Source organism: Sphingobacteriaceae bacterium (genome assembly GCA_016715905.1).
Taxonomy (GTDB): domain Bacteria; phylum Bacteroidota; class Bacteroidia; order B-17B0; family Aurantibacillaceae; genus Aurantibacillus.
In genome coordinates this window covers 1-24,384 of record JADJXI010000006.1, presented here as the reverse complement: position 1 = coordinate 24,384, position 24,384 = coordinate 1, and the positions used below count along the sequence as shown (strand labels likewise).

Here is a 24,384-nt window from a genome sequence, read left to right as displayed (position 1 = left end):
AGAGATTTGTTCCTTCTAAAAATTTAGTAATTGACAATTCATCAATAAATATAGTTGTGTATAACTTAGTTTTTAGCTCGGTATTCTTGTAGACAGCATTAAAAAAAATTGTGCGTTCTGAGTTACTGCTGTCCTTTGATAAATATTGATCAACAGTTCTAAAGAATAAAACGGGAATAAGTATGCGGAATTCAAGTTTGTCGCTATAAACCATTGACTGCCGAGTGAAATAGAAAGATTTCTTAACGATAAATTGATATCATATGCGCATGTTTTTTTCACGCTGTGAATAACTGTCCCTGTCGTTAACTAAAGTTTTTTCTAATGGTTGATGAATCAATTAGCGCTGAGTGGAGCCAACCAAGAGAAAGTAAACAAACTTAGCCTAATTAACAGGTGAGAATTTCTAGCTTGACAAAAGGAAATGAAGGAGCTTATCACTTAAAACTTTACCGCCAATACCGCCTTCCCCATTCTATAGGCTGTTTACCTATTGAAATATTTCCATTTCCCCAAGCGTATGACACTAGTCCCTGTACATCAACATATTCAATTGATTTGGACTGATTTTTGGAAAGATTAAATCCCGGTTCACTTGTGAATGCCCTGGTTTTATCTATTCGTTCACCGCGTTCTTCATTATCTCTAGTAAAAATAAATCCCCAATTATTTTTATAGTATCCATAAAACTGCAAACCGTTCCATCTGTGTGTTTGATATTCATTAAACCGGTTTTTAATTTTCAGTCCAAGAATGGGATCGCGTTAAGCGTGAAATCATCATTTCTAAATAAAAAGAATCGGAAACCTGTGACATCATCAACTTGAAAAACTGCAGTTCTTCTTCTATCCTCACCACTTCCATAAATGCAAGCTCTGGTGCAAATTCTTTTATGGTAATCAATTTCCTCACGTTCAATTGAAGTCAGGTTATTTTTGAATTTGCCGCTTTCAATCAACTTGCCGGCTAATTCCATACGAGATAATGGCTTTGGCTCATCGTTAAATTCTATAATACCTTTGACTGAAAGACGGTTCAGTAAGTCATATACCGAGCGTGCTGACTCCTCAAAAACTATTTGCCCTAAAGCTGCAGCTGAACTAAGTATAAACAGAACAAAGAAATATTTTTCATTGGAATTTCAGTGAGTAAAAAGCAGTACGGTTAGAATTTTATTGGAATGATGAATGATAAATAATAAAGCGGAATTTGAAAAACTCTGTTTTAACCATTACTATCACTTTATAGAAAATGTAAAGTAAAAGCTGTAAAACACTATCGAGTTAATATTCATCATCTGACTACTAGGAAGCAAATTAGACGACACCGTTAGTAATACTATAAACACTAATATTATTGGGTCTATCCCTGCAAGAAAAGTCACTTTCTTCTTCAATATCCTTTCCCTAAAAAACAAGAAAAAACTTCCATTGGAAGTATGATGAGTATAAGCAGCTGTCCCGGGCTGATAAACTTAAAAGATTAAATTTGTTATGAAGAATCTCCGAATAGTTACTGTATAGTAAAAACATGAGAAGATTAACAAAAACTAAAATGTCACTAAGATATTGTTTCTGCGATAGCTAATGACGGCATATATAAGCAGAATTACTATGAAAGCAATTGATAAAAGAATTAATTGATAGCTAACATTGGATTTAACAGGAATCAGCCCAAATAGAACAGCCGGAAGAACGAATGATGCTGCCGGCAGTAAAATTTTTAAGAATAAAGTTATAAATATCTCAGGTACTTTTGTGTAAAGATTACGAAAGTAAAACGGATGAACTTTGCGCTGTGCAAGATCCAAAATTTTGTTTACGAACAAAAATGGAATTGTAATTATAACGAACATTATTATTCCGCCGATATCAGAATATTTTAGGTAATAAATAGCCGCAGGTGCATAAAAAAAAAGAAAAACCCTGCAAAATAAAAAACCGTGACCTTATGCCTTATCTTCATTCCAAACAGGATATAATGCATATGACTCATATCGGCCAGAAAAAATATTTTTCTTGTTAAGAATTCTTATAACTATCACTTTTAAAGTATCTACAATAGGAACACCAAGCAGTATTGGAAAAGTGAGGGTCAAGTGTCGTTTTTTATATCCAGCGAGGCAAGTAAAGCTGCGGAAATTAAAAAGAACCTAACGATTGAGAACCTGTATCGCCAGAAATATTCTTGCAGGGTATGCATTAAACTTTAAGAATCCTATTAAGGAGCCGATTAAGCTTATTGAGAGAATCATTAATAATTTGTCGCTGTAGTAAAAACCAATAACAAATGTTACACTTAGAACGAGCAGCGAAAACCACTCACTAAACCATCCAGACCATCCATTAAGTTAATTGAATTAATCCCGCCGATTATTAAAATAAAAAGTATGAAATAATTTATGGGATAAGAAATAGTTATGCCAAAAAGTAACAGCGAATTAAAGAAGGGAGATAAAAAGTAAATTATAAAGATGGCGGCAATTGACTGAAATAGAAACTTCTTGTCCCAATTAACACCTATTATGTCGTCAACTATTCCAAGGCTAACTATAATAAGTGAGGCAATTATAAAATATCTTACTTCATTTAAATCACCGTAAAAACTAATGACTGAAACCATCGCAATAAAATAAACTATAATTCCGCCCATGCGGAACAATCTCCTCATTTATTCTCCGATCCTCACCCGGGTTGTCAACTACTCTTACGTTTGTTAAGAAGTTGATAAGGTACGGAGTAAAGAACACTGTGAGTAAAAGACTTGTAAAGAAAATAACTAAATAAGACATGTTACAATATTAGGAAAATAAATCACTTTATAAACAAAACAGTTAGTGTAGAATATCGTCATCCCAAATTATAAGCCGATAATAACCCAATTTGATGCAAATTTGACATTTTATAATGAAAATGGGGTTAAGAGTTTACTAAAACTTTACCAAAACTTTACCAAATATTACGATAGCATATGATATTGCATTGTACAGAAATCACCGCTAAAAATTAAATAAGCTATAAGATTTACATTTTGAACAGCTGAGGAAGCTTCGAGAAGGTTTTCAAATCAGAACATATTATAATTCATCAAATAAAAATGATTTATGCCGCCTTTTGAAACACACAGTTCTACCATCACCTATATCATCCGAAAGTTTTTCCCATCTTTTTTTAAATTGTTTACTATTTCCAATCGGAAAGGCGAATTTCCATTCTATCAAACCCTCAATTCCGATGCTGTCGATGTAACGAGCCAATTGTTTGTTTTGATTGTAATCGAGTGCTATATGATTAATTTTCCATCCAAATTGATCACATTTTTGCAGTAGTAGCCGGTAACTCCACTTTGATACGATCCTATTAAGTCTTCGCTTTAAAGTTAGTATTAATATATGCAGGACGGACGACATATGCACAAATTAGCTTGCCCGGAGTGAAAATAAAAATAACTTTGACTTAAAAAAATAATTGTAAAAAACATTCCAACAACTAGGTGATGGTTAGCAGAAAGATTCCTTACCCATTTATAGACAAGCGGTATTATTAAAAATAATATAAATATTATAAAAGGTGCACAATATCGTAAGTAAAAATACGTCGCATATGAAAACATAACGTAGCTGAGCATAAAAACTATGAATGAAACTAAAATGCTTAAATAGATAAAATGCTTTTCTATATAGATATTTCTGTTTTTGAGGATGCCACCAATCATAATAATACATACAAATGAACCGAGTAATAATAAAATAAGAACCTGTTGCCCGGTATAAATATTCAAAGTTGTAATCTGAAAAAAGGCTAAAAGCATTTGGTATAGTCTATTCCCAAAATTATCCATGCTTAAAAAACTAATTTGGGAGATAGCGGATGATTGAATTATATGGCCTGTCAAATTATATGTATAGAATAACCAAGGAGAAATTATTAAGAATTGAAAAATAAGAATGATGAATACAGTCTTAATTTTTATTTTTGAAAAGAACACACCCATAATTAGAAAAACTAATGAAATAATAATAAAATCTATTCTGGCTAATGCAGTTAGTCCGAAAATAATTCCAGTTAAAAGTGCAGCCTTAGATTATAATTGTTGGTTAATTTCAGAACATTCTAATGGATAGAAGCGCATGAGAATATAAATGCTTGTTTCTAATCCGTTCGTAAATGAAATAAATAAATCAAAGTTCAGAAGACTAAAAAGTAAACAGAGGGAAAAAAATAATATCCTCATCGAATTCGTTAAAAAACGCTGACAGTGTATGCTTAGAATAATGGCGAACAAAAAGAGAACTAGAGCCGAAAATAAAATAATAATCCTTGGAAAATCTTTCTTGGTAATACCCTGCTTGATTACTAATGAAAGCTAATACACCGTACAGCATGGCTGCAAGGGGTTGCACGCCGGATGTTTTAAAATCTTGGTTATATGCAAATCCTTTGCCCTGCCCAAAATTCCAGGCCACAGTCAGCATGTAAAATCCATCTTCGGAGATTGGCTTATCCGCTAGGTAAGGCATGAAATTATCGTGATAAGTTTTAGTTGGAAGCTCTGCGCTGCTGAAAAATGCAAGGAAAATCGCATAGCAAAAGAAGATTATGATTAGGCTAATGTTTATGATTCTGAGCATCGAATTGAAATATTTAAAAAAATTATAATTTTTTTAAATAGCTGGGGAAGTTTGGAGAAGTTTTTATGAACAAAATGAGCAAAGCATTAGAAAAATTGTTTTTTCAGCGCCCGATAATCCTCGTAACTCTTCTGAATTATATTACTGAGACTTCTATTGCTTTTACCTCCCCATCTCATTTTAATAAGCACTTCCGGTAAATAAGCAGTGGTTATTTTATGAGTTCCTAAAAATCTTAGAATCAAATCATAATCCGAAGAAATTTTTAAACTCTCATCAAACAATCCAAGTCTATCATAAATTTCTTTTTTGACAAAAAAGGCTGGATGAGGAGGCATCCAGCCCTTGCTAATTAGATTCTCACTAAATGCGCCGGCTTTCCAATAACGGAATACTTTGCTGGTATCTTTCTTATCTACATAAACAAGATCGCCATAAACACTATCCACCCTTTTTTCTTCGAATAGCGTTGTTACTTTGGCTAAAACATTTTCATCATAATAAATATCATCGGCATGAAGCAAACCGATGACATCACCGGTGGCCAGATTTATGCCTTTGTTGAGTGCTTCATAAATTCCATTGTCCGGCTCACTAATTACTTTTGAATTTTGAATTTTGAACTTTGAATTTATAATTGCCGCAACGCTTCCATCCGAAGAACCGCCATCGATAACAATATGTTCAACGGCTTTAAAGGTTTGAGATGCGACTGACTTCAGACACTCTTCTATTGTAGCCTTAGAGTTATGTACTGCGGTTATTATAGAGAGTTTCAAGTTGGTAATTTGTTATACGTGTGGTAAATATTATTAGCATCCGGGCGTTACTGATGCAACGAAAAGAATGTAAAACAATAATTATTAAAAATTATTCTAATAAATTTGACTTAATCCTTGTATTAAAGAATATCGATCACGATAAAAAGTAACATATGCTAGAGTAATTAATATTAAAGTTTTTCATTTGGACAAGCTAAAGTATTATAAGCACATTTATCAACCGGTATTCGTTTATTATTAGATGAGTCAAATTTAAATAACGAATACTCATAAAATTTAAATATTTTAGTTATGTCCTTATTCAATTCATCAACAACTTCTATGTATATTTTAGGGCGTATTTCCTGCAGTATTTTTGTGCTGCCGTTTAAAACTTTAAGCTCCGAACCTTCCACATCAATTTTTATAAAATCAGGTTTAGGAACAAATTGGCTTAACGTATCCAAGGTTATTGTAGGTACTAATTTTTTTTCTCTTACACCACCCATTTGAGTAGAACCTTTTGAGCTAGCTAGGGCATTGCTGGCCCGACCACGTTTCGCAATTAATAATGTTTCTATTCCATTAGAATTATTAGCTGCCAGAGGTAAAACGTGAAAAGATTGTCCATTGTGCTCAATTGAATTAATTGTTTTTAACAAGAGATTGCATAACCAAATATCAGGTTCTAAGAGAACAAAACTCCCTTTTTTTAAATAACCGGCAGCAGCAAAGGAGAATAATCCTACATTTGCACCAATATCCCAAATGTTTGTTTGGTAATTCACTTCTGTTTTTACAATTGATAATAATTCCTTATCGAAAGAATTACTGCTAAATTTTAGGTAGCTTAATGCAACGTCGGGACTTACGTACATTCTAATACGACCAAATTCTTTAGGTAATTTTCTCCTAAAAATACGACCTCTTGAGAGTCGTTCTAATATCGTTCTGATAATATTCATTTCAAGTTTTGGCAATTGAAGAACCATTATACTTTCAATTCTTTGATTTTTAACTTAATCATTGACTCATATATTGCCCTTAATTGACAATATATTAATCCAGGATAACCGTCTAAAAAACCAAACCTAAATAAATACAAATACAAAAAAACCAAAATTGGTCTACAGGGAAGATGATAAAAAATTTGTTTTAAAACTCTTCTTCTTTCTATCGGATCACTAGAAAATAAACTTGAGAAGTTAATATATTCTCGTGCATTCAAGGTTATCGCTTCCATTGACGAATATTTATTATGCTTTTCAAACCAATGCTCTAAACCCTTATTAAAAGGGTAGTGTAATAAATGTTCCTTAAGAAAACCAATTTTACCCGTTGTGTGGTATTCTTCATTAATCTCTCTTTTAACAGTCACATATCCAACCTTTATTAATCTGCCAAACCAGGTTGGATAACCGCTGCTTCTTCTTAGCCATTTATCATTTAAAAAATCCATTCTTCTCATCCTATACAGAGTGATATCTTTTTTGAGATTATTCAATTCGATTTTCATTTCTTCATGGAGTAGTTTGGGAACTCTTTCATCAGCATCAAGCATTAAAACCCAATCATACTTGAATTTTACTTCATTTAGAGCAGCGTTACGTTGGGAGGCATAATTATCGAACTGCCGTTGAACTAAACGGACCCCCTTTTTTTGGGCAATATCAGCTGTTTTGTCGGTGCTGTAAGAATCGAATACTATTATATCATCAGACCAGCAGACTGTAGCCAAACAATCTTCTAAATTAATCTCTTCATTATAGGTAAGAATAACGACTGAGATCAATTGAGTTTTCTCTTTAAAATCTGGTCATAACTAGCCAACATTTGAGTAGCTATGTAATCAATATCAAAATATTTATTTATCATTATTCGGCCATTTTCAATCATTTTTCTTTTTAAATTTTTATCCTCATAAATTAATTCAATGCCTTTAACTAGACTACCAACATTAAGATCCACAATAACGCCTGCTTCATTTAGTTTTATTTCCCTTGAGATACCAACTTTGTTTGTTAACACCACGGGAATACCACAAGCCATGGCTTCCACAACGGTATTTCCAAAGTTTTCACTGTACGAAGGAAGTACAAATAATTCAGCATTATGATAAGCCAACCATTTCAATTCTCCATCTAATAATCCAGTAAAAACAACATTTTGCTCAAGATTATTTTCAGCGATTATATTTTTTACTTCTGATAAATAACCTTCGTCATCAGGCCCCGCTATAACTAAAAGTAGATCATTTCTATTTTCTATGACTTTTTTTATTGCTGGTATAAGTAAATCAAATCCTTTTTTCTTTGTTACTCTACCAAGAGATAAAATATATTTTTTGTCTTTCAATTTTGGAAATTTATCATTAAATAATTTATTGTTATTCATGTTTGCAATAACATTCAAATCGATTCCATTATGAATTATTACTCTATTTTTATTAATATTAAGAAATTTCTCCACCTTTTCACATTCGTCTATTGTTGTGTAATGTATAGCCGCTGCTTTTTTAAGAAAAAATCCGCCGAATAATTTCAAGTAAATTTTTTTAATTCTGGAATTTTTTAGGTTCACTGTTTCTTCATAGAGCGAACCACGGGGAGATATAATGAAAGGTTTGTTAAAAATAAATGCACATATACTACCAACTAGAATAGGAAAGTTCCAGACACCAGTAATATGGACTATGTCGTAGTCTTTAACTATTGAAAATGTACTAATCATGAACGGAAAGGAAAAATTAAAATGCTCATACCCCCAGAAAGATTTGTACATGACTCTTACACGACTAAGATCATACCATTGATTAAGCATTACATTTTGAAGTTTATCAATACCAGCATTAGTTGTTATTACATCCACTTGATGTCCTTTTCGCACAAGAGCTTTATTTAATTCATGAACCGAGTTTATTGGGCCTCCAAATTTAATGGCGGGGTAATATGAGGAAATAATATGAAGAATTTTCAAGATTTTCCTGGTAAGTTATTTTTAAAGATAAAATATTGAAGGACAAGAAAAATTGGAAATAATCTTAACCAATAAATAAAAATACCATTCACTGTGCTATCAATTAAAACCACTGTCGAAAGTAAACCTACATAAATAATAATCCCACCTGAACCTAACTTAATAAATCTAAATAGGGCATTTTGCATAATTCCAATAATGAATAAGAATATTATGATGTATGGGATACCCCCAGCAAAATATAAAAAGCCAAATGGCGTCATTGCTGTAAAGGATTCACTATCCCAACCCCAGACATTTCGGGTATACCAATTTCCCAGACTTTGTATGGGTTTATCACTCCATAATATTCTTGGCAAAATAGCTTGAATAGGAAAAGTAAATAAATTATACTTAAAATCAGGATCATCATACTGCAAACCGACTTTATCATCGTATTCTTTAACCTTTGCTATTTCTATTACATAATTACTTCTCATCAAAGCAGAAACGAAAATACTTTCAGATAAATCTGGATTCTTCAAATTAAATTCTTTGCTTAGCGTATAGGCTTCGACAAAAGATTTAAGAATATATGATGGTGTGCTTTCAAAATGAGGATCGATTTTTTTTAGAATCCTAAATGGTTCAACTATTGCATAAGCAACGAAAACTGCAGCTATGAAAAACAAAACATATGATTTTTTTATACGTTTATTTATTAAATAATAAGAAAAGGTGATTATTAAAAAAGGGAGCATTATATTGGCTTTCATGCCACTTAAAATTCCCAATAACAATTCTATTATAAATATTATAATAAATGTGAGTTTATATCGTTTGTTTTCAGTTGGATTAAAATATGTCAACGAAAGAATTAGAAGAGAGAGTTTACCGGCTTCCCCTATCAAATTCAACGACCATTCTAAACCTGAATATGCATTAACAGATTCATCTCCTTGAGTGAACCCAAATACCCCTAAATATATAGCAATAATTCTTGCTAAAACACTTAAGATAAAAAGTGATAATATTAATCCATAATTAAATTCTAATGATTGCCTAATGTACTTTTTTACATTAATTATAGAAGATGTTAGTAATTGATATAACTTATAACCCAAAATACTGTGATTGCCCACCCACATTGCAATAGCCCCAATAATGACTAAAGGCATTGCATCAGCTAAATATTTAAATGCTTCTGTACCTAAACGATCAAAAAGTTGGTCACCAAAAAAACTATCTTCATTAATAAATATATAATTTGTAATTCCAAAACTCAGAATGAAAGTAAATAGACTCGCAAGAACTGCAGGATCTAATAAATAATTTGTCTTATCCCTGACCCTTGCTAAAGCGACTTCAATGATTAAATAAAAAATTAGTGTTGAAGTATAAATAATAAATAAAGTCTTAGCGGAGAAGATTTCCCGAACACTGATTAAAAGGATAAGCAAAACAAGACAAATAAAACTATTTGTGTACTTCTTCATTCTTTTTTAAGAGGTGTAAATTCAATCGAAGTGTTAAAAAAAATTAATCAATTTCTTATCGTCAAAATTTATTTTTCTTCTTCAAAGTTCTATTCAGATATAGTAATCCGATAACAAATTGAAATAAAAATGAAACCAAAATGGCCGAGCCTGCACCAATCAGCCCTTGCTTTGGGATAAACAGAAGATTCGATGAGATATAAATTAATGCACTAGCCAAATAAATAATCAAGATACTCTTTGTATCTCCAAAGGACATAAAACGATACTCAATAGCCTGAAACATACTTGCGAATAAATAACCTAATCCGATTAGAAAAAATAGTATTGCTGAATTTTGTCTAAAATCCTTGGCAAGCAAAATTGTTGAAATAAATGAACCCCAAAAGAATAGTACAATGACAATCAGTAAACCCAATCCGCCATTTGTTATCAGCCACAAATTGAAAATTTTGTTTGATTTTGCATATTCATTTTTACTTTGCTTTTCAAAAAGAATTGGTCTAAAAAAATTAGTTAGCAATCCTCCTAAAAAAAGAAACGGTTTGCTCGAAATAGCGAAAGCAGCAGTAAATATTCCTACATCTACTAAACTGCTATATGAGTTAAGAATATATCGGTTACTTAAATTTAATATCCAACTTAGTATTGCAATCGGTATAAATGGAATTGTGTAATTCTTAAAATCGACAACAATGCTACTGAGATTAGATCCACTACTATGAATTTGTTTTGTATTGACCAAGTGGAAGAATGTATAGAGCAAAAAAAAGGTCAACACTGCGCTAGAGGCTTGACCTGTTATATAAGAAAGTGTCGAATTATTAAGGAATAAAGCCAACAGAATGATGGCAAACATTAATATTGAATCACCTATAGTAAAAAGCGATAAAATAAATTGTTTTCTCTCCGATGAAAATATATTTAGAAAATATGATTTTGAACCATCTAAAAGAAAGAAAATTAATAGACCGGGTACAAGCAACCAGTTAATAAATTCAATCTTAACGATACTGGCTATCGTGATTAAAAAAACAAAAATACCTGCCGCCAAAAAGAAAAATTTCTTATAAAATTTTTTAATTTCAGTGTTAAATGATTGTATTTGGTTTGCATAAAAATATTGTGGATAATATCTCAACTGATAATTAGAAACTGGAGTAACAAAAACACTTTTTAACAGAACCATTACAGATAACCATAAAGTAACTTCGCCAAACACAACTGGATTCGTGAACTCAGTTATCAATCTCAAACCAACCAAGCTTATTATTGCCGTCAACAACTGACCCCAAAAAACCCAAAATCCTTCTTTGATTATTGAATACCTTGTAACCAAAAAATTACGCAGTATGACCATATTCATATTGCTTTGGTATGGTTTGTATAAAAGAGAGAAAATATCTTTTGTATATACTCTTTCATTGTATTGTTGCTAAAGCATCAATTATTTTTTTATTTGAGTAATTATTTATTATCTCCAATGATTTTCTACCGAAATTTTCCTTTAGTTCTGCATTTTCCATAAAAATATTCAACTTAGTTCTAAGATCTTCAATTTCACCGCATTTGAAAATAAAACCGTTAATGCCTTCGTTAACTAAATCTTCTGAGCAGCCAACTAAGTCTGAAACTACAACGGGCAAGGCGAAATTCATTGCCTCATTTACCACAAGGCCCCAAGTTTCTCCAAGCCCTGACGGTAATACGAAGATATCAGCAGCAGCGAAATATTTCCCAATCTCAGTCTGATTTTTAAAGCCTGTTAGATAAACTGCATTTATATTGTTTAACTTGGTATTCTCCTCCATCTCTTTTCTCAGTTCACCGTCACCCAGAAAAACAAGTGCAGCTTTATCATTCTTTAATAAATGATAAGCTTTTAAAAGATCAAGTGGGTTTTTTTTAGGTATAAACTTACCCGAAAAAAGAATGATGATATTTTCTAGCGGCAATTCCAACTCTTTTCGGATTTCGTTTTTTCTCCCTTTATATCCTTCATATTCAATTCTGAACCTTTCATTATCAACCGCATAAGGAGCAAATATCAATTTTTCTTTTTTCACACCATAATATTCGTATAGTTTTCTATTCTGTTCTCCTATGAAAAAGAAGTAATCAAATAATTTGAAAAAAAAATACTTGAACAAAAATTTTCTTAAAAAAAGGTACCACTTAGGTTTTAATAATTCATGTTGTAATGGATTTTCCGCACGTAAGCATAATTTTACGCCGCTTAACTTAGCTGCAAAAATCGCCAGAAAATTTGTCAAGTATGCCCAGCTGTGTATAACAAGGAAACTTCCTTTCTCATGCTTCAACTCCTTGAATATTTTAAAATTAATTAATCCGAAGAATCCATTAAAAATTGAAGGTTTCCACGAATTGTTTTTTAGGAATTTATAACTGTACCCATCAAGAAGCGGAATATCCCATTTTACCTCCACACCAAATTCTTTATCAACATGTCCTTTTACATTTTCAGCAGAGCAATACAAAACAAGAAGTTCGATATCCGACTGTTTAGCAATTTCGACAAACAGTGGAGAAAAATATTGAATAGGATGGCTTAATAGAAAAATTATTCTTTTAGACTTGAAATTATTTTTTTGCACAATCGTTAAATATATTACGGTATAGTTGAAAGTACTCGTTTGTAATTTTTTCCTGGCAGAACCTGTTTTTATTTATAAAACCTTTTTTAATTAATTCATTCCTATAATCATCATCTCTAATAATTTTCTCTATTCCATTTTTTATATCACTAACATCAAACGGATTAACAAAACAAGCAGCTTCCCCTGCAACTTCGGGCATTGATGAAGTATTCCCGGTGATAACTGGTCTTCCCACTGCGTTTGCCTCAAGTATAGGCATACCGAAACCTTCGTAGGTCGAAACAAATGTAACGATATCACAATTATTATATCTTTTTATTATTTCATCTTCATTGAGATTGACGAAATTTTCATACTCAATATTATTTTTTCTTAAAAGGTGTATTAACTTTTCATCTAATTTCCCAACAATTTCCAATTTACATGGCATATCTTTTATAGCTTCAATCAAACGTGATATATTTTTGTTTTGGGTTGTTCCAATCTGAAGCAAAACCGGTTTTTCCAAATTATATTCTTTATGTAATGGTTTGAATTTATTGGAAATAGAAACGGGAATAACAACTATTTTATCGGGATCGCAATTTACATACTTAAGTATTTCTTTTTTCGTCGATTCCGAAATAGCAGTTATTATTTTTGCTTTTTTTACAGGAATTATATACCAAAAGAATCTATAAAACCATCGTGTTATCCCCTTTGTTCGCTCAAGTATAATACAGTCTAAGATAGTTAGAATAGTGTTCTTTTTTTTTAATAAATAAGTTAGAAAATGAACTTCTCCTGTTATGTGGTAAACATCTCCAAGCCGCTGCCGATACGCCGCTTCTAAAATGTTATAAACACGCTTAAATATACCATTGCTCTCATATCTGGAAGCAGCAACAATAGGCTCAACATCGATTGGCATTCTTTCGCGGACTGCTCGAAAGTAAGTTTCAACGCTATAATTTCCTGAAGCCCTAGGTTTTCGGTGAAAAAAAACTACTTTCATTATCGTGTTCTGCTCAAAAATATCTTTGTGCTACAATAAGCGCCCAAATTCTCGACCAATGAACTTTACCTTTTTCAAAATCAGTGAACATTTGTTCAATGGCATTGCTATTCAAACCCAGCAAGGAATTTTTGTTCAACAATTTTTCTTTAACTACACTTTTAATTTTACCGTTTTGCATCCAATGAGCAAACGGAAAAGTAAAACCCATTTTAGGTCTGTGCACAATTTCATCAGGAATATCGCCAACAGCACCCACAAGCATTTTCTTCGGAAAAGATAATTCATAACTGCTTTCGAGGCACGGAAGAACCACTGCATAGAGAAGATGATCAACAAACGGAACCCGAAGCTCAAGTGAATGCGCCATACTAAAAACGTCAGAGTCACGCAGCAGCTGGTTAGACATGTAGTGCGTGGACTCGAGATAGGAAACATTCTGTAACGGAGAAAGCAACGAAGTGTTAAATGATGAATTATGAATGCTAAATGAAGAAGGAACAGTGATTCCAAGTTGTAATAGTTCTTCATCGGTGAATAAGCCACGGAAGAGGCGGTAAGAGGCGTTTGGTGTATCCGGATTCTTTAAAACTCAGTGCCCTTTGCGGGTATATTATTCTTTGCGATCTTGGCTGTCAAGCTTATGAGCTTCCCACTCAACGGAAGATACTTTTTTAACGCCAATAATCTCTCAATTCTCGGGATATGCTTAAAAGTTGGATAACCACCGAAAAGCTCATCCCCACCGAGACCGGACATTACCACTTTAAGTCCAAAGTTGTGCGCGGCTTTTGAAACAAAATAGGTGTTTACACCATCAATTGTCGGCTGATCCATTGAATGAAAAATTTTGTCTAGGTCTTTTATAACTTCATCTTCAGTCAGCCTGTATTCAAAGTGATTAGTCGAATATTTCTGCGACGCAATGTTTGAGTACTTTGATTCATCCAGTCTATCACCAGGAAATGTAACGGAAATTGTTTTAATTTTCTCGTGCCCAATCTGGCGCATTAAAGAAACAATTGCTGTGGAATCTATTCCGCCTGACAGAAAGGCTCCGACTTCAACATCACTGATACAATGAGCTTTTATTGAATCTAATAGTGCAACATGAATTTCGTCACTAGCAGAACGGTCATAGGGCTTTGAAAATATTGAATTTTTAATGTTGAATGATGAATGAAGAAGATCGGAGAATTCCCAATATTTGTTGATTTCAAGCTTACCTTTCCTATCAACAGTAAGATAATGCCCGGGTAAAAGCGAATAAACATTCTCATAAATAGTTAGCGGCGGAGTAACAGAGCCGTTTCGAAGAAAGGAATATAGGCCGTTCTGTGAGATAGAAAGATTTTTTTTGTAATTTTTCATCGCTTTAAGCTCGGAAGAAAAAACTAAAGAAGTATTATCCATCGTATAATAGAAAGGCTTGATTCCAAATCGATCGCGTGCAGCAAATAACTTTTTCTCCTTTTCATCCCAAACAGCAAATGCATACATACCGCGTAATCGATTTATACAATCAGCCCCTTCAGTGGCGTAAAGCTTAAGCAGAACTTCGGTATCACTGTGGAGTGAAAATTTTGCCCGCCTACTGCGGATTGAGCTATTTCTAAGTAGTTATAAATCTCACCGTTGTGAATGATTGTAAATCTTCTATCATCCGTCGTCATCGGCTGATGCCCAAGGGGGAAAGATCAATTATTGACAAACGGCGATGAGCCAAAGCAGCGGTTTTATCTGCACTAAAATAAAGTCCCAAATCATCAGGTCCGCGGTGAGCCATACAATCCCGTGCCTCAATCAGTTTCTCAGAATCAATCTGGCTGCCATCAAAATTAATTATACCGAATATGCCGCACATTTATTCAATCAAATATTATAATTATTAATTCATTCAGCTTTCACTGGTTTCAATAGAAAGTAGAATATAGGGAGCTCAATCGATCCCACACCAACCCACCAAGCTTCTACTTGTGCATGAAAACACAAACCAACTAAAACCGCAATTAAAAATGCTGCCGCCATTTTATCTTCTAACATCGCACTTCTATTAATCGGATCCTTAATTTTACTTTCAAAAATCAATCTTATAAGAAACCAAAATACATATCCCAAGGATGCCAAAAATAAACCCAATCCAACAATTCCAGTTTCTTCAACTATCGCCAGTGCACCTATCATTTTTTCCCTAACAAACAACTGCCCATTATTTTCATAATGGCCAATAACGTTTGTGCTGCCGGGCGGCTGACTAATCCCGTAACCAAATCCAAATAATCCGCCGTTCTTGGCTGCTTGTATTGTCTCTTGAATGTTTATTATTCTTCTATCGCCGATTCTATTTTCTGTCTTAAATACGAAATCTCTCACCGTTTGACTCGAAAAAAAAAGAATTCCAGATGCAGAAATGACTAAAAATATAAACACTAAACCGGCTTTAGTATTAAAGTTTAAGAAGATAAAGACAACTACCATGATTATGAGGGTCAGTAATCCGCCGCGGGAAACGGACAGGATTAAGAGATAAAGATTAAGGAGAAAGAGAATAATAAAGGGTGAAAGGTTAAATGTGAAATGTGAAATGTGAGAGGTCAAACGGGAAACGTGAGATGTAAAACGTGAAAGGTTAGAAGCAAGAGGAAAAAGAACTGATGGAATTGTAAATACAATTGCCGCTGCTAATAAATTTTGATGCCCTGGCATAACCCATGAATCCCAGTCCGTGCCCGCCCGTCCATGCATTCGCCGGTGTACCAGTAATGAGCGAATACAAACTGACCATAACAACAAGAATATTTGCAGGCAAAAGGAATGCAAACAAATCATTTTTTTTGTTATTGCTCCAATAATAGCCAAGCAGCACCGGTGAAATTGATACAAGCATAAAGTAAGCTGCCCGACTTAGGGAAACTAGGGGAAACGGTGACCAGATTGAAGTTAACGCAGCCCAAATTCCGAATGATGTGATTAAAAGAAGCAGGGTTTTCAGACGCTTATCGATTGGGAACGGAGTAAGAGTACGAGAAAGAGTAAGAGTACGAGAAAGAGAAAGAATAAGTGTAAGAGTAAGAATAATAGGGACGGCATAGTAAAAAAAACTCAGCACAGGGAATGCCCTGCAAATTATGAGCACCGCGGTAAGCGGCAGAATGTAAGCTATGAATTTATTCAAGTTACCCGAATTAATCATTTTTACTTTTTAATCTATAAAAATCGTTTTCTTCTCATTTGTCACATTGAGCCTTCCCGCCTAAGCCGGGCGAGTTGAAATGTGATTTAAGTAAATATTATCAGTCTTCGATAAGCTCTGACTGACATAATAAGATTTATGAAACAGTCACAGAACAATTTACAAAGCCTATCATATCACAACTATCTTTTTTCGAGGTAAAAAGACTACAACTGTTTTAATTATGAGCAATAAGAATATAAAACACCATATCAACAAAAGAAGCGTGCGGTAATTTGTTATTGCTGCTCCGCCATTAAAGATTATAAACATTATTGGCATCAACAATATCGTAACCAAATAAGCTCGGGCAATTGTTTTTTGTTTAGATGTTTCTGCAAACTTGAAAAGGAATCCATTAACGGGAAAATTAATTACCGCAAACAGCGCATAACCGGTTATCATAAAATTAAGAATCATCTGCAAGAGCACCGAATTGATTGAATTCGGCAGTAATACAGGCATGAAATTAACTGCCGTTAATAATAAAGCAGAATAAACCGCGACCAGCACAAGAAGCACAATTAAAGATTTACGGAAAATTTTAGATGAATCGCCGGAAGTGGAACTGTAGATAAGTTTTTCGACTACATTACCGATATATAAAAGAGGCACAATCAGTCCCCATGCAAATGTGTATGCGTTTGCAGTATCTAATGGAAAATAATGATTAACAATATATTTATCTGCCACAAGTGCAAACGATACGGCACTGTTAATTATAAAAGTCGATATCCCAAGCTTATAAAGTGAAGTGAGATTTTGTTCATCATTTCTGTTAAGAATTTTAAACCGCGGATAACCTAAGAGAAACCACGTGAACGAAACAAATGGGAAAAGAAAAAATATATCCACATTGAGCAGAGTAACAAAAGGAATGATAAGCAGGTGAAGGAGAGCATTAGCGAACATCAAAAGCACATATCTTTTAATCTCACCCCGGAAGAGAAGCTGGAAGGTAAATATTCCCCCAAGGCAAGCAAATAAACTATAAATAAAAATTGAAAATATTTTAAAAATATCAGCAAACGGTTCGGAGATAAAATATAAAATTACTAGTGTGATAAACACATTCAGAAGTGCTCCAAGCGATACTGTTTTCAAGGATATATTAATTCTGCTTACTGCAAAATCGAATCCAAGCGTGCCGAAAAGTATTAATATTGAAGCGGTATAGTATGCTTTATTGAATATGTTGTATTGAACCTCGGTAAAAAAATAAGCAGTTATGATAAGGACTAGCTTATTGGAAAAGATAGTTGAGCCGATTAAAACAAATTTTTGAAAGGTGCCTGGGATTTTTGCAGTTATAATTTTTGGAGTATTCAAGTTTAGTTTCAAAATGCCAGGTTGAATAAAAAATGGTGAGATGAATTTAGCTTAATAAAAATTGTACCGCGCAGGTGACCTCAGTCTCACTATCGAACGTGATTGCCCGGTAATGAATCAGATTCTGAAATGAATTCAGAATGACAATATTCGGACAGATTGGTGAAACGAAGTTATCGAGAAAAGGAATTAAGCATCTTTTGATTTATCGTAAACGCTTCTCCAAAGATCATTAAGTCCTTTTACTATTATTATTTTATTAAGAAATTCAAAATCAATGATATTCTTTGAACTTAAGAGCATACCATTTATGTCAGTAAGATGCTTTTGAGCATTGCCTTCTTTGTAAAATTCAAGCTTCTTTACAATAACATATTCCGGTGGTGCAAGCGAGATGGTACTATTGAAAAGCGTAAGATTTTGGCGATGCTTAAACGCCCAGGTTATAAATTCATCATTTTCCACAAAATAAATATCGGCTTTGAATCCGGTTTCATGATGTATCAAATTAATATGTCCTCTTAGACTCCTTCTTAATTCTACTTTAATCACTTCCCTTGGCGGGCAGTAAAACAGGTCTGAAGGAAAAGCTGCGATCAGCGTATCAACCTGGTTATCAAACAAATTTAAAATTAAATCAATATCGTTGGTCAGCCGCGGTTCACCATAAACAATCGAAGCTACTGAGCCTGTTACTAAATAATCTATTTTGTTTTTATTTAATATATCAGTGTAAAGATTGAAAAGGTTAAGATTTTGCATATAAAAAAATTTCTTTTACTTTTTTTTGAATTTCCTGTTGGCTCAACTCCGGGTGAAATTTTCTCAGTGCAGCAATTTTCAGTTCTCTGGCATTATAATAAAGTCTCAATGACTGAGTAAGCTTTTGTTCCGGTGAAAGTTTTACAATTTTTTTCATAGTGATAACAACAATTTCAACTTTTTAGAAGACGGTGTATAGCAATTAATTACTCGAGGGAATAATCTGCTCACGTTGAGGATTCCCGCAAAAGGGAAAAGACTAATCGCCAATATTTAAATTTATGAGGAAGTTTCGCTTTCGTTTAGGCGAGCACCCTTTACCATTGCATAGTAATGTTTTAACTGCGGCTGGAAAACATAAAATAATCCACTTAAAAGAACAGAAAAAAACATTATTGTTATAAAATTATTCACACGTTTTGGTCCGGTTTTAATAACAGGATCTTCTGCCCATTCTTTTATATTCACGATAGGTGTTTCACGAATGTCATCAATTTTGGCTATTTCAAGCTGCTTATTTAACTCAATGTAAACTGCATTCAATATTTCTAAGTCTCTCATAAGTCTTCCCTGCTGAAGAAGCAAAGCCGGCGACTGAAGTATAACCCTATTCTGTTCACGGAAACTTTTCAACTTTTCCTCAGCTAATGAAAGCGAATCTTTTACCTGAGCCGTCCTTTTTTCAAGATAAAAACTTTGTTCTGATGCATAGGTTTTTCTTTTTGTCCGCACATAAAGATCTAAGGATTCGGCAATTTTATTAGCAACCTCAGCAGAAAGTTTAGACTCCGGCATCGTAACAGTCAGCGTCAGAATTCTAGTAAATCTTTCAAGATTCGTTCTTAATTTATATTTAACTAACATCTCATAAATTTTTAAGAAATTTTTCCGTTCGCTGTACTTTATCGTATCACCTTTCAAAAAATATTGGATCAGATTTACAGGTTGGTTGAATTCTTCGGTTCTATATTTTGCATAGATAACAGATCCAAGAACCGTTTCACTCAATATGATATTTTGATAGATTTCTGTAGGGGCACCCTCACCTACTCTAACACCAGCCAATGAAGCCAACTGACTTAATCCGCTAAGAGTAGTCGATTTACTACCATATTCAGGCAAAATTGTTACTGTGCTTTCAAAATATGGATTTGCGATAAGGTAGAGATAAACAAGTAAAATAACCGCTACCACACCGTTAACTATAAAAAGCTTTTTTCTTATTTCCCAAAGGTGTTTTACATACGGGCGGATTTTTTCAATGAGGTTTTTAAACCAATCTTCCAGCTTCTGCGGCTGTGCGGTTTGGTCTTTTTTTATTTCTTGATCTGTCATGATTTTAAATTATAAGATGTTATGAAAACGATAGGTAATTAAGCCTGTTGAAAATGGAATAATGCGACTAAAGTCGAACAATTAGTTCTTTACAAATTCAGTTGACTTAAGTCAACTGTAATAAATAATTACGCCATAGCTCCTTAAGGACGTGAACTTTTTCACAGCACAAATTACAGCTTTTCGAAAGGAATCCTTCGTCGGATAGCCATGAAAAACCGGCGATTATTGGGCTAAAGCTGTTTTGCCAGCACCCAGACAGTTACAACGCTTGCCAGAAGAGCAAACACATCAAATATTGTTTTACCTAAGTCAAAAGTAACAGGTTCTTCTTTCGATGGCGGTTCTTTCGTAACAATTATTACCGAACCATCATAAGCTTCCGGATTGCCAGTGAACAAACCGAAGTTCACTCTGTTCGATTCACCGTTGGCTTTTCGGTAAACAGCATAGTTTGCGCTATCCGTAACACCGCCTGCGTTATCAACGTAGTCCTTAACATTTAGTCCTTCAATAAATCTGTAAATTCCGGGATTGTTAACTTCGCCGTCAACAACAACAGTATTGGGTTTTTTAGGTATAAATATTTTATCACCATTTTTTAGAAAAATATTTTCTTTTTCATCATTATCGTAAAACAAAGCTTCAAGGTCCACTATTAATTTTTTCCCATCTCTGTTGTACTGTGCTCCAAACAAAAACGCCTCGGATGTTGCTCCTCCGGCTTTTAGCATTAGATCGAAAAGCGTTTCATTTTTTGATTCCATTACATAAGTCCCCGGCTTATTAACTTCACCGGAAATAGTTACGACTCTTTGATCCTGGTAATTGGGATTTTTACGAACAACGACTATATCCTTATGCTGCAATAAAAAGGCATTAGCCTGAATATGACCGGTATCAAGGACAGTAACTTCGCCGGATATATCTTTATAGAAGGAAGGCGACATAGGAATTACAAAAGATTCGCTGATTTTTTCACCCTGGTAACCGCTTGGTTTTATCCTGTTTACATAAACTTCTGTTCTAAGAGATTTTTCGTTAAATCCGCCTGCCTGCAGAATCAGGTCCATTGGAGTCATGTTTGAGCTAAGCGGAAACTGTCCCGGATTATGAACTTCTCCTTCAATTCTCACAAATTTATCCAGAACTCTTTCAACATCACCTTTATAAATATAAATCTTATCTCCAGGTTCAAGTTCAATGTTTACAGATTTTTCTCGCAACAGTTTCTCGAGATTAAATGGAATAATTCTAGTTGTTAATCCGTCAGGATTTATTCTCACAATATCACCGCGCAGCAAGAAAGCTTTTCCTCTGAAAACCGGATCCTGCAAACCGCCAGCTCTAAAAACCATATCATAAAGAGTCAGGCTGTCTGCAAACGGCAGAGAAACCGGAGTTTTAACATATCCTGAAACCGAGACCTTCTTCTTTTCGATAAGGTCATAGATTGAGTAAATCTTAACAGAATCTCTAGGTGCAAGTTCAATATTGTTTTCAGGATCACCATCCAATGCCAAGGAAAGATCAACTGAAATGAATTGATTTGTCTCATCGGGTCTTGTCCGGATAATATCCGCTTTTCCCAAATAAGCTTCAGGCATAACGCCCTCAGCTTCATAAATCAGATCTGACAATCTGCGTACTTTTGAAACCTGGTATGCACCGGGCCGGCGGACAGCGCCTTCGATAACAACAAAGTTGATAAGCTTTTTTGATATAGGATAAACTGCAACCGTATCTCCATCAGAGAGAATAAAATCTGCAGAAGGATTTTGCAGAAGATCTGTCAGGTCAACGTCGATAATCTCGCGCTCAAATTCGAATTTCTTTCTCTGTTCAAACGGCTTTATTCGTGAAACTTGAACTCTGCCGGTATAGGCAGTAGCACTTAAACCGCCTGAAAATTCAAACAGCTTTTTAAGTTTTCACTTCCAAGTAATTCATAAATGGCCGGGCGGAGAACTTCTCCTTTAATAGAAATTGATTTTCCTCTCGGCGGAATAAACACCATATCATTATTCTGAAGACGCACATCCCCGATTAATTGGCCTTTGAGCAGATAATCATAAAGATCAACTTTAGTAATTACTTTATTATTTCTGATCACTCTAATTTCACGTAAGCTACCCGAGGTCAGCGGTCCGCCAACGCTGTAAATTGCATTAAATACGCTAGCAAAGCTGCTGATTGTATAACCGCCGGGTCTTGAAACTTCTCCCGTTACAAAAATTTTGATGGGTTTAAGTTTTGCAAGGGATATATCGAGAAAAACAGTCGGCGGATCAGCGGTTAATCCTTCGTAAAAACGCGACAAGTAGAGCGTCATTTTATTCTTTAATTCCGAATAAGAAACACCTGACACAAACATCTGTCCTGCGGTTGGAATAAATACTGTTCCTTGATTATCTACGGTCAGTTCATACTGTAATTCAACAGCTCCCCAAAGGTATAACCGCAGCACATCACCGGGTCCAATCAAATAACCGGGGTCAACAGGTCCCACCGCGGCCGGTTCAAAAGCGGAAGGAATTTTTTCGAAAAGATTATAGCCAAAATATTCGGATCCTTTTTTTTCTCTTGATTGAGCCACGATAATTGAATCCTCAGATTTAAGTTCAGACTCAGCTTGTTCTTCCTGCTGAACCGTATTATCAATTGGGGTAAGCAGCTGAGCTTGAGGCAGCAGAATTTCCCGCCCCCCCATAATGTACATTTGAATGAATTGATCATAATTGACGCCGTACTGTTTTGCGAGCGTTCGTGCATCTTCCTCAGTCATATTTTTCGCTTTAAGAGCTTTTTGGATATCAGCTTGATTCTTGATGCCTTCCTGCTCAAGTCTCTGCTTAATCAGCTGCTCTTTTTGAGGATAGATTTGTACGGCTGCAAATATCAGTAAAAACATTAGAGATAAATTCTTTATCATTTTGATTATTGTTTTGTTTCTAAAATGCTTGTGAAAATTTTATTTTCTCTTAGAAGTTCCGGCAGGACAAAAACTTTGTAAAATTTCATTATTCTTTAATTTCTCTTACTAATCCGTTATCTAATTTATATTTCTTCTCTGACTTTTCACAATAAGCATAACCATCTTTATCAAAATCTAATTTTTTACCTGCTTCGCTAAACCAACCTTTAACCCGTGCCGGATTGCCTACCACCATCGCAAAATCGGGAACATCTTTTGTAACAACTGCACCTGCACCAACAAACGCAAACCGACCAATGGTTATTCCGCATACAATTGTAGAATTAGCTCCAAGTGAAGCTCCTTCTCTCACAAGAGTTTTGATATAATATTGTGCTCCAACCTGAGGATATTTAGATCTGGGATCTTTTATGTTTGTGAATACCATTGATGGTCCGCAAAAAACATAATCTTCTAAAGTTACACCTTCGTATACAGAAACGTTATTCTGAATCTTTACAAAGCTGCCAATGGTTACGTTATTACCTACGTTTACATTTTGCCCGAGTATGCACTTCTTTCCAATCTTTGTACCGGACTGAACATGGCTGAAATGCCAAATTTTAGTGCCTTCACCAATTTCTACATTATCATCAACAACTGCATGCTGATCTATGTAATATTTTTTTTCATTCATAATTTTCAGCTCTCAAAATTGTTTATAATTCACTGAAGATATATTTCTGACCTATTATTCTAAATTATGCAACTCACCTTATGCAGGTTGTGATACTTATGGCTTTAACCACAATTTCAGTTAAAAATGGGCTGAAGCCCAAATGCTTTTGGTTCGTTTCCTCCCCCGCCATAAATGGCGGGGTTACTAAAAATAATTATTTTACGTAGCATCTGTTATATAACTAATGCACGCTATTAAAAGCCTATTACAAAGTTCAATTTTATACAGCTTCGCCAAGTCACTCACATTTTCAAGAGTGTTCAGCGCCAGCATAATCAATGAAAAGATATATGAAAATTAAGAAAAACAACTAAACATTCTTATTTATAAGAGGGTGAACGAGTATTTAATGGCGATTTGAAATCGAAGAGGAGTATTCTATAAAAAGAATAAAAATTAAGGATAGCGGTACCGATTATTTAAAGGAAAAAATAATTCCCGGGAAATTTGAATTTTCGAATAACCAGCTATAACAAGGTTCCTGTAAGCAAAATAATCGCAAACCCAAAATATAAGATGATACCAATTACATCAACTAATGTTGCTTACAAATGGAGCTGACGAAGTAGCGGGATCCGAACCTATTCTTTTCATAATGAACGGAAGCATGGAACCCGTT

26 protein-coding genes are annotated in these 24,384 nt (G+C 34.1%); 1 reads left to right on the top strand and 25 read right to left on the bottom strand.

Features of this window, described 5'->3' with window-relative positions; genetic code table 11:
- Positions 1 to 449 precede the first annotated feature (449 nt).
- The 5 genes from IPM51_10335 to IPM51_10315 form a co-directional block, all read right to left on the bottom strand.
- Positions 450 to 695: a hypothetical protein gene (locus IPM51_10335; protein ID MBK9284698.1), complete on the bottom strand. Its 246-nt coding sequence runs from the start codon at positions 693 to 695 to the stop codon at positions 450 to 452.
- Between the two features lie 47 nt (positions 696 to 742).
- Positions 743 to 976: a hypothetical protein gene (locus IPM51_10330; protein MBK9284697.1), complete on the bottom strand. Its 234-nt coding sequence runs from the start codon at positions 974 to 976 to the stop codon at positions 743 to 745.
- 1,176 nt (positions 977 to 2,152) lie between these two features.
- The gene (locus tag IPM51_10325) at positions 2,153 to 2,311 is read right to left on the bottom strand and encodes a hypothetical protein (protein MBK9284696.1); all 159 of its coding nucleotides are present in this window, start codon (positions 2,309 to 2,311) and stop codon (positions 2,153 to 2,155) included.
- Positions 2,299 to 2,670: a hypothetical protein gene (locus IPM51_10320; GenBank protein MBK9284695.1), complete on the bottom strand. Its 372-nt coding sequence runs from the start codon at positions 2,668 to 2,670 to the stop codon at positions 2,299 to 2,301. Before IPM51_10320 ends, IPM51_10325 begins: the two co-directional genes overlap by 13 nt.
- Before the next feature lie 406 nt (positions 2,671 to 3,076).
- Positions 3,077 to 3,409 (bottom strand): hypothetical protein, encoded by a 333-nt coding sequence (locus IPM51_10315; protein MBK9284694.1) that lies wholly within the window; start codon positions 3,407 to 3,409, stop codon positions 3,077 to 3,079.
- Between the two features lie 540 nt (positions 3,410 to 3,949).
- Between IPM51_10315 and IPM51_10310 the strand changes: the two genes are divergently transcribed.
- The gene (locus IPM51_10310; protein ID MBK9284693.1) at positions 3,950 to 4,123 is read left to right on the top strand and encodes a hypothetical protein; all 174 of its coding nucleotides are present in this window, start codon (positions 3,950 to 3,952) and stop codon (positions 4,121 to 4,123) included.
- Between the two features lie 72 nt (positions 4,124 to 4,195).
- Here IPM51_10310 and IPM51_10305 read toward each other — a convergent pair whose 3' ends face one another.
- The 20 genes from IPM51_10305 to IPM51_10210 all read right to left on the bottom strand — a co-directional run bounded on the left by IPM51_10305 (position 4,196) and on the right by IPM51_10210 (position 23,723).
- Positions 4,196 to 4,519, bottom strand: coding sequence for a hypothetical protein (locus IPM51_10305; GenBank protein ID MBK9284692.1), 324 nt, complete (start codon positions 4,517 to 4,519; stop codon positions 4,196 to 4,198).
- 197 nt (positions 4,520 to 4,716) lie between these two features.
- Positions 4,717 to 5,409 (bottom strand): glycosyltransferase, encoded by a 693-nt coding sequence (locus tag IPM51_10300; GenBank protein ID MBK9284691.1) that lies wholly within the window; start codon positions 5,407 to 5,409, stop codon positions 4,717 to 4,719.
- Positions 5,410 to 5,582: 173 nt separating this feature from the next.
- Complete coding sequence (locus IPM51_10295) at positions 5,583 to 6,356, bottom strand: FkbM family methyltransferase (GenBank protein ID MBK9284690.1); 774 nt, start codon at positions 6,354 to 6,356, stop codon at positions 5,583 to 5,585.
- Positions 6,357 to 6,382: 26 nt separating this feature from the next.
- Positions 6,383 to 7,183, bottom strand: a complete 801-nt coding sequence (locus tag IPM51_10290) for a glycosyltransferase family 2 protein (GenBank protein MBK9284689.1) — start codon at positions 7,181 to 7,183, stop codon at positions 6,383 to 6,385.
- Positions 7,180 to 8,367 carry a glycosyltransferase gene (locus IPM51_10285; protein ID MBK9284688.1) on the bottom strand — a complete coding sequence of 396 codons (1,188 nt, stop codon included), beginning with the start codon at positions 8,365 to 8,367 and terminating at the stop codon, positions 7,180 to 7,182. Before IPM51_10285 ends, IPM51_10290 begins: the two co-directional genes overlap by 4 nt.
- The gene (locus IPM51_10280; protein ID MBK9284687.1) at positions 8,364 to 9,842 is read right to left on the bottom strand and encodes a hypothetical protein; all 1,479 of its coding nucleotides are present in this window, start codon (positions 9,840 to 9,842) and stop codon (positions 8,364 to 8,366) included. The genes IPM51_10285 and IPM51_10280 overlap by 4 nt, the downstream gene beginning before the upstream one ends.
- A 61-nt stretch (positions 9,843 to 9,903) precedes the next feature.
- Complete coding sequence (locus IPM51_10275; protein MBK9284686.1) at positions 9,904 to 11,208, bottom strand: oligosaccharide flippase family protein; 1,305 nt, start codon at positions 11,206 to 11,208, stop codon at positions 9,904 to 9,906.
- 55 nt (positions 11,209 to 11,263) lie between these two features.
- Positions 11,264 to 12,457: a glycosyltransferase family 4 protein gene (locus tag IPM51_10270; protein ID MBK9284685.1), complete on the bottom strand. Its 1,194-nt coding sequence runs from the start codon at positions 12,455 to 12,457 to the stop codon at positions 11,264 to 11,266.
- The gene (locus IPM51_10265; GenBank protein ID MBK9284684.1) at positions 12,444 to 13,454 is read right to left on the bottom strand and encodes a glycosyltransferase family 4 protein; all 1,011 of its coding nucleotides are present in this window, start codon (positions 13,452 to 13,454) and stop codon (positions 12,444 to 12,446) included. Before IPM51_10265 ends, IPM51_10270 begins: the two co-directional genes overlap by 14 nt.
- 13 nt (positions 13,455 to 13,467) lie before the next feature.
- Positions 13,468 to 13,911: a hypothetical protein gene (locus tag IPM51_10260; protein ID MBK9284683.1), complete on the bottom strand. Its 444-nt coding sequence runs from the start codon at positions 13,909 to 13,911 to the stop codon at positions 13,468 to 13,470.
- Positions 13,912 to 14,039: 128 nt separating this feature from the next.
- Entirely contained in the window at positions 14,040 to 14,954 is a 915-nt protein-coding gene (locus IPM51_10255) for a hypothetical protein (GenBank protein MBK9284682.1), read from the bottom strand.
- Between the two features lie 14 nt (positions 14,955 to 14,968).
- A complete protein-coding gene (locus IPM51_10250) occupies positions 14,969 to 15,127 on the bottom strand; it encodes a hypothetical protein (protein MBK9284681.1) in 159 nt (52 codons plus the stop codon).
- A 220-nt stretch (positions 15,128 to 15,347) separates the two neighbouring features.
- Positions 15,348 to 16,313: an O-antigen ligase family protein gene (locus IPM51_10245; protein ID MBK9284680.1), complete on the bottom strand. Its 966-nt coding sequence runs from the start codon at positions 16,311 to 16,313 to the stop codon at positions 15,348 to 15,350.
- A 505-nt stretch (positions 16,314 to 16,818) separates the two neighbouring features.
- Positions 16,819 to 18,015, bottom strand: coding sequence for a hypothetical protein (locus IPM51_10240; protein MBK9284679.1), 1,197 nt, complete (start codon positions 18,013 to 18,015; stop codon positions 16,819 to 16,821).
- 189 nt (positions 18,016 to 18,204) lie between these two features.
- Positions 18,205 to 18,777, bottom strand: a complete 573-nt coding sequence (locus IPM51_10235; protein ID MBK9284678.1) for a hypothetical protein — start codon at positions 18,775 to 18,777, stop codon at positions 18,205 to 18,207.
- The gene (locus IPM51_10230) at positions 18,764 to 18,934 is read right to left on the bottom strand and encodes a hypothetical protein (protein MBK9284677.1); all 171 of its coding nucleotides are present in this window, start codon (positions 18,932 to 18,934) and stop codon (positions 18,764 to 18,766) included. Before IPM51_10230 ends, IPM51_10235 begins: the two co-directional genes overlap by 14 nt.
- Before the next feature lie 122 nt (positions 18,935 to 19,056).
- A complete protein-coding gene (locus tag IPM51_10225) occupies positions 19,057 to 20,112 on the bottom strand; it encodes a hypothetical protein (protein MBK9284676.1) in 1,056 nt (351 codons plus the stop codon).
- Positions 20,113 to 20,345: 233 nt separating this feature from the next.
- Positions 20,346 to 21,752 carry an SLBB domain-containing protein gene (locus IPM51_10220; protein ID MBK9284675.1) on the bottom strand — a complete coding sequence of 469 codons (1,407 nt, stop codon included), beginning with the start codon at positions 21,750 to 21,752 and terminating at the stop codon, positions 20,346 to 20,348.
- 254 nt (positions 21,753 to 22,006) lie between these two features.
- Entirely contained in the window at positions 22,007 to 23,044 is a 1,038-nt protein-coding gene (locus IPM51_10215) for a polysaccharide export protein (GenBank protein MBK9284674.1), read from the bottom strand.
- A gap of 88 nt (positions 23,045 to 23,132) precedes the next feature.
- On the bottom strand, positions 23,133 to 23,723 hold the full coding sequence (locus IPM51_10210) for an N-acetyltransferase (protein MBK9284673.1): 591 nt from the start codon (positions 23,721 to 23,723) through the stop codon (positions 23,133 to 23,135).
- Between the last annotated feature and the right edge of the window lie 661 nt (positions 23,724 to 24,384).

What these genes read in the sequence shown, in the direction of transcription:
- IPM51_10330 (MBK9284697.1), bottom strand. Translation starts at nt 976, where the DNA reads ATGGAATTAGCCGGCAAGTTGATTGAAAGCGGCAAATTCAAAAATAAC.
- IPM51_10320 (MBK9284695.1), bottom strand. Translation starts at nt 2,670, where the DNA reads ATGAGGAGATTGTTCCGCATGGGCGGAATTATAGTTTATTTTATTGCG.
- IPM51_10315 (MBK9284694.1), bottom strand. Translation starts at nt 3,409, where the DNA reads ATGTCGTCCGTCCTGCATATATTAATACTAACTTTAAAGCGAAGACTT.
- IPM51_10310 (MBK9284693.1), top strand. Translation starts at nt 3,950, where the DNA reads ATGAATACAGTCTTAATTTTTATTTTTGAAAAGAACACACCCATAATT.
- IPM51_10305 (MBK9284692.1), bottom strand. Translation starts at nt 4,519, where the DNA reads ATGCCTTACCTAGCGGATAAGCCAATCTCCGAAGATGGATTTTACATG.
- IPM51_10295 (MBK9284690.1), bottom strand. Translation starts at nt 6,356, where the DNA reads ATGAATATTATCAGAACGATATTAGAACGACTCTCAAGAGGTCGTATT.
- IPM51_10280 (MBK9284687.1), bottom strand. Translation starts at nt 9,842, where the DNA reads ATGAAGAAGTACACAAATAGTTTTATTTGTCTTGTTTTGCTTATCCTT.
- IPM51_10275 (MBK9284686.1), bottom strand. Translation starts at nt 11,208, where the DNA reads ATGAATATGGTCATACTGCGTAATTTTTTGGTTACAAGGTATTCAATA.
- IPM51_10265 (MBK9284684.1), bottom strand. Translation starts at nt 13,454, where the DNA reads ATGAAAGTAGTTTTTTTTCACCGAAAACCTAGGGCTTCAGGAAATTAT.
- IPM51_10255 (MBK9284682.1), bottom strand. Translation starts at nt 14,954, where the DNA reads ATGTATGCATTTGCTGTTTGGGATGAAAAGGAGAAAAAGTTATTTGCT.
- IPM51_10250 (MBK9284681.1), bottom strand. Translation starts at nt 15,127, where the DNA reads ATGACGACGGATGATAGAAGATTTACAATCATTCACAACGGTGAGATT.
- IPM51_10235 (MBK9284678.1), bottom strand. Translation starts at nt 18,777, where the DNA reads ATGCAAAATCTTAACCTTTTCAATCTTTACACTGATATATTAAATAAA.
- IPM51_10230 (MBK9284677.1), bottom strand. Translation starts at nt 18,934, where the DNA reads ATGAAAAAAATTGTAAAACTTTCACCGGAACAAAAGCTTACTCAGTCA.
- IPM51_10225 (MBK9284676.1), bottom strand. Translation starts at nt 20,112, where the DNA reads ATGACAGATCAAGAAATAAAAAAAGACCAAACCGCACAGCCGCAGAAG.
- IPM51_10215 (MBK9284674.1), bottom strand. Translation starts at nt 23,044, where the DNA reads ATGATAAAGAATTTATCTCTAATGTTTTTACTGATATTTGCAGCCGTA.
- IPM51_10210 (MBK9284673.1), bottom strand. Translation starts at nt 23,723, where the DNA reads ATGAATGAAAAAAAATATTACATAGATCAGCATGCAGTTGTTGATGAT.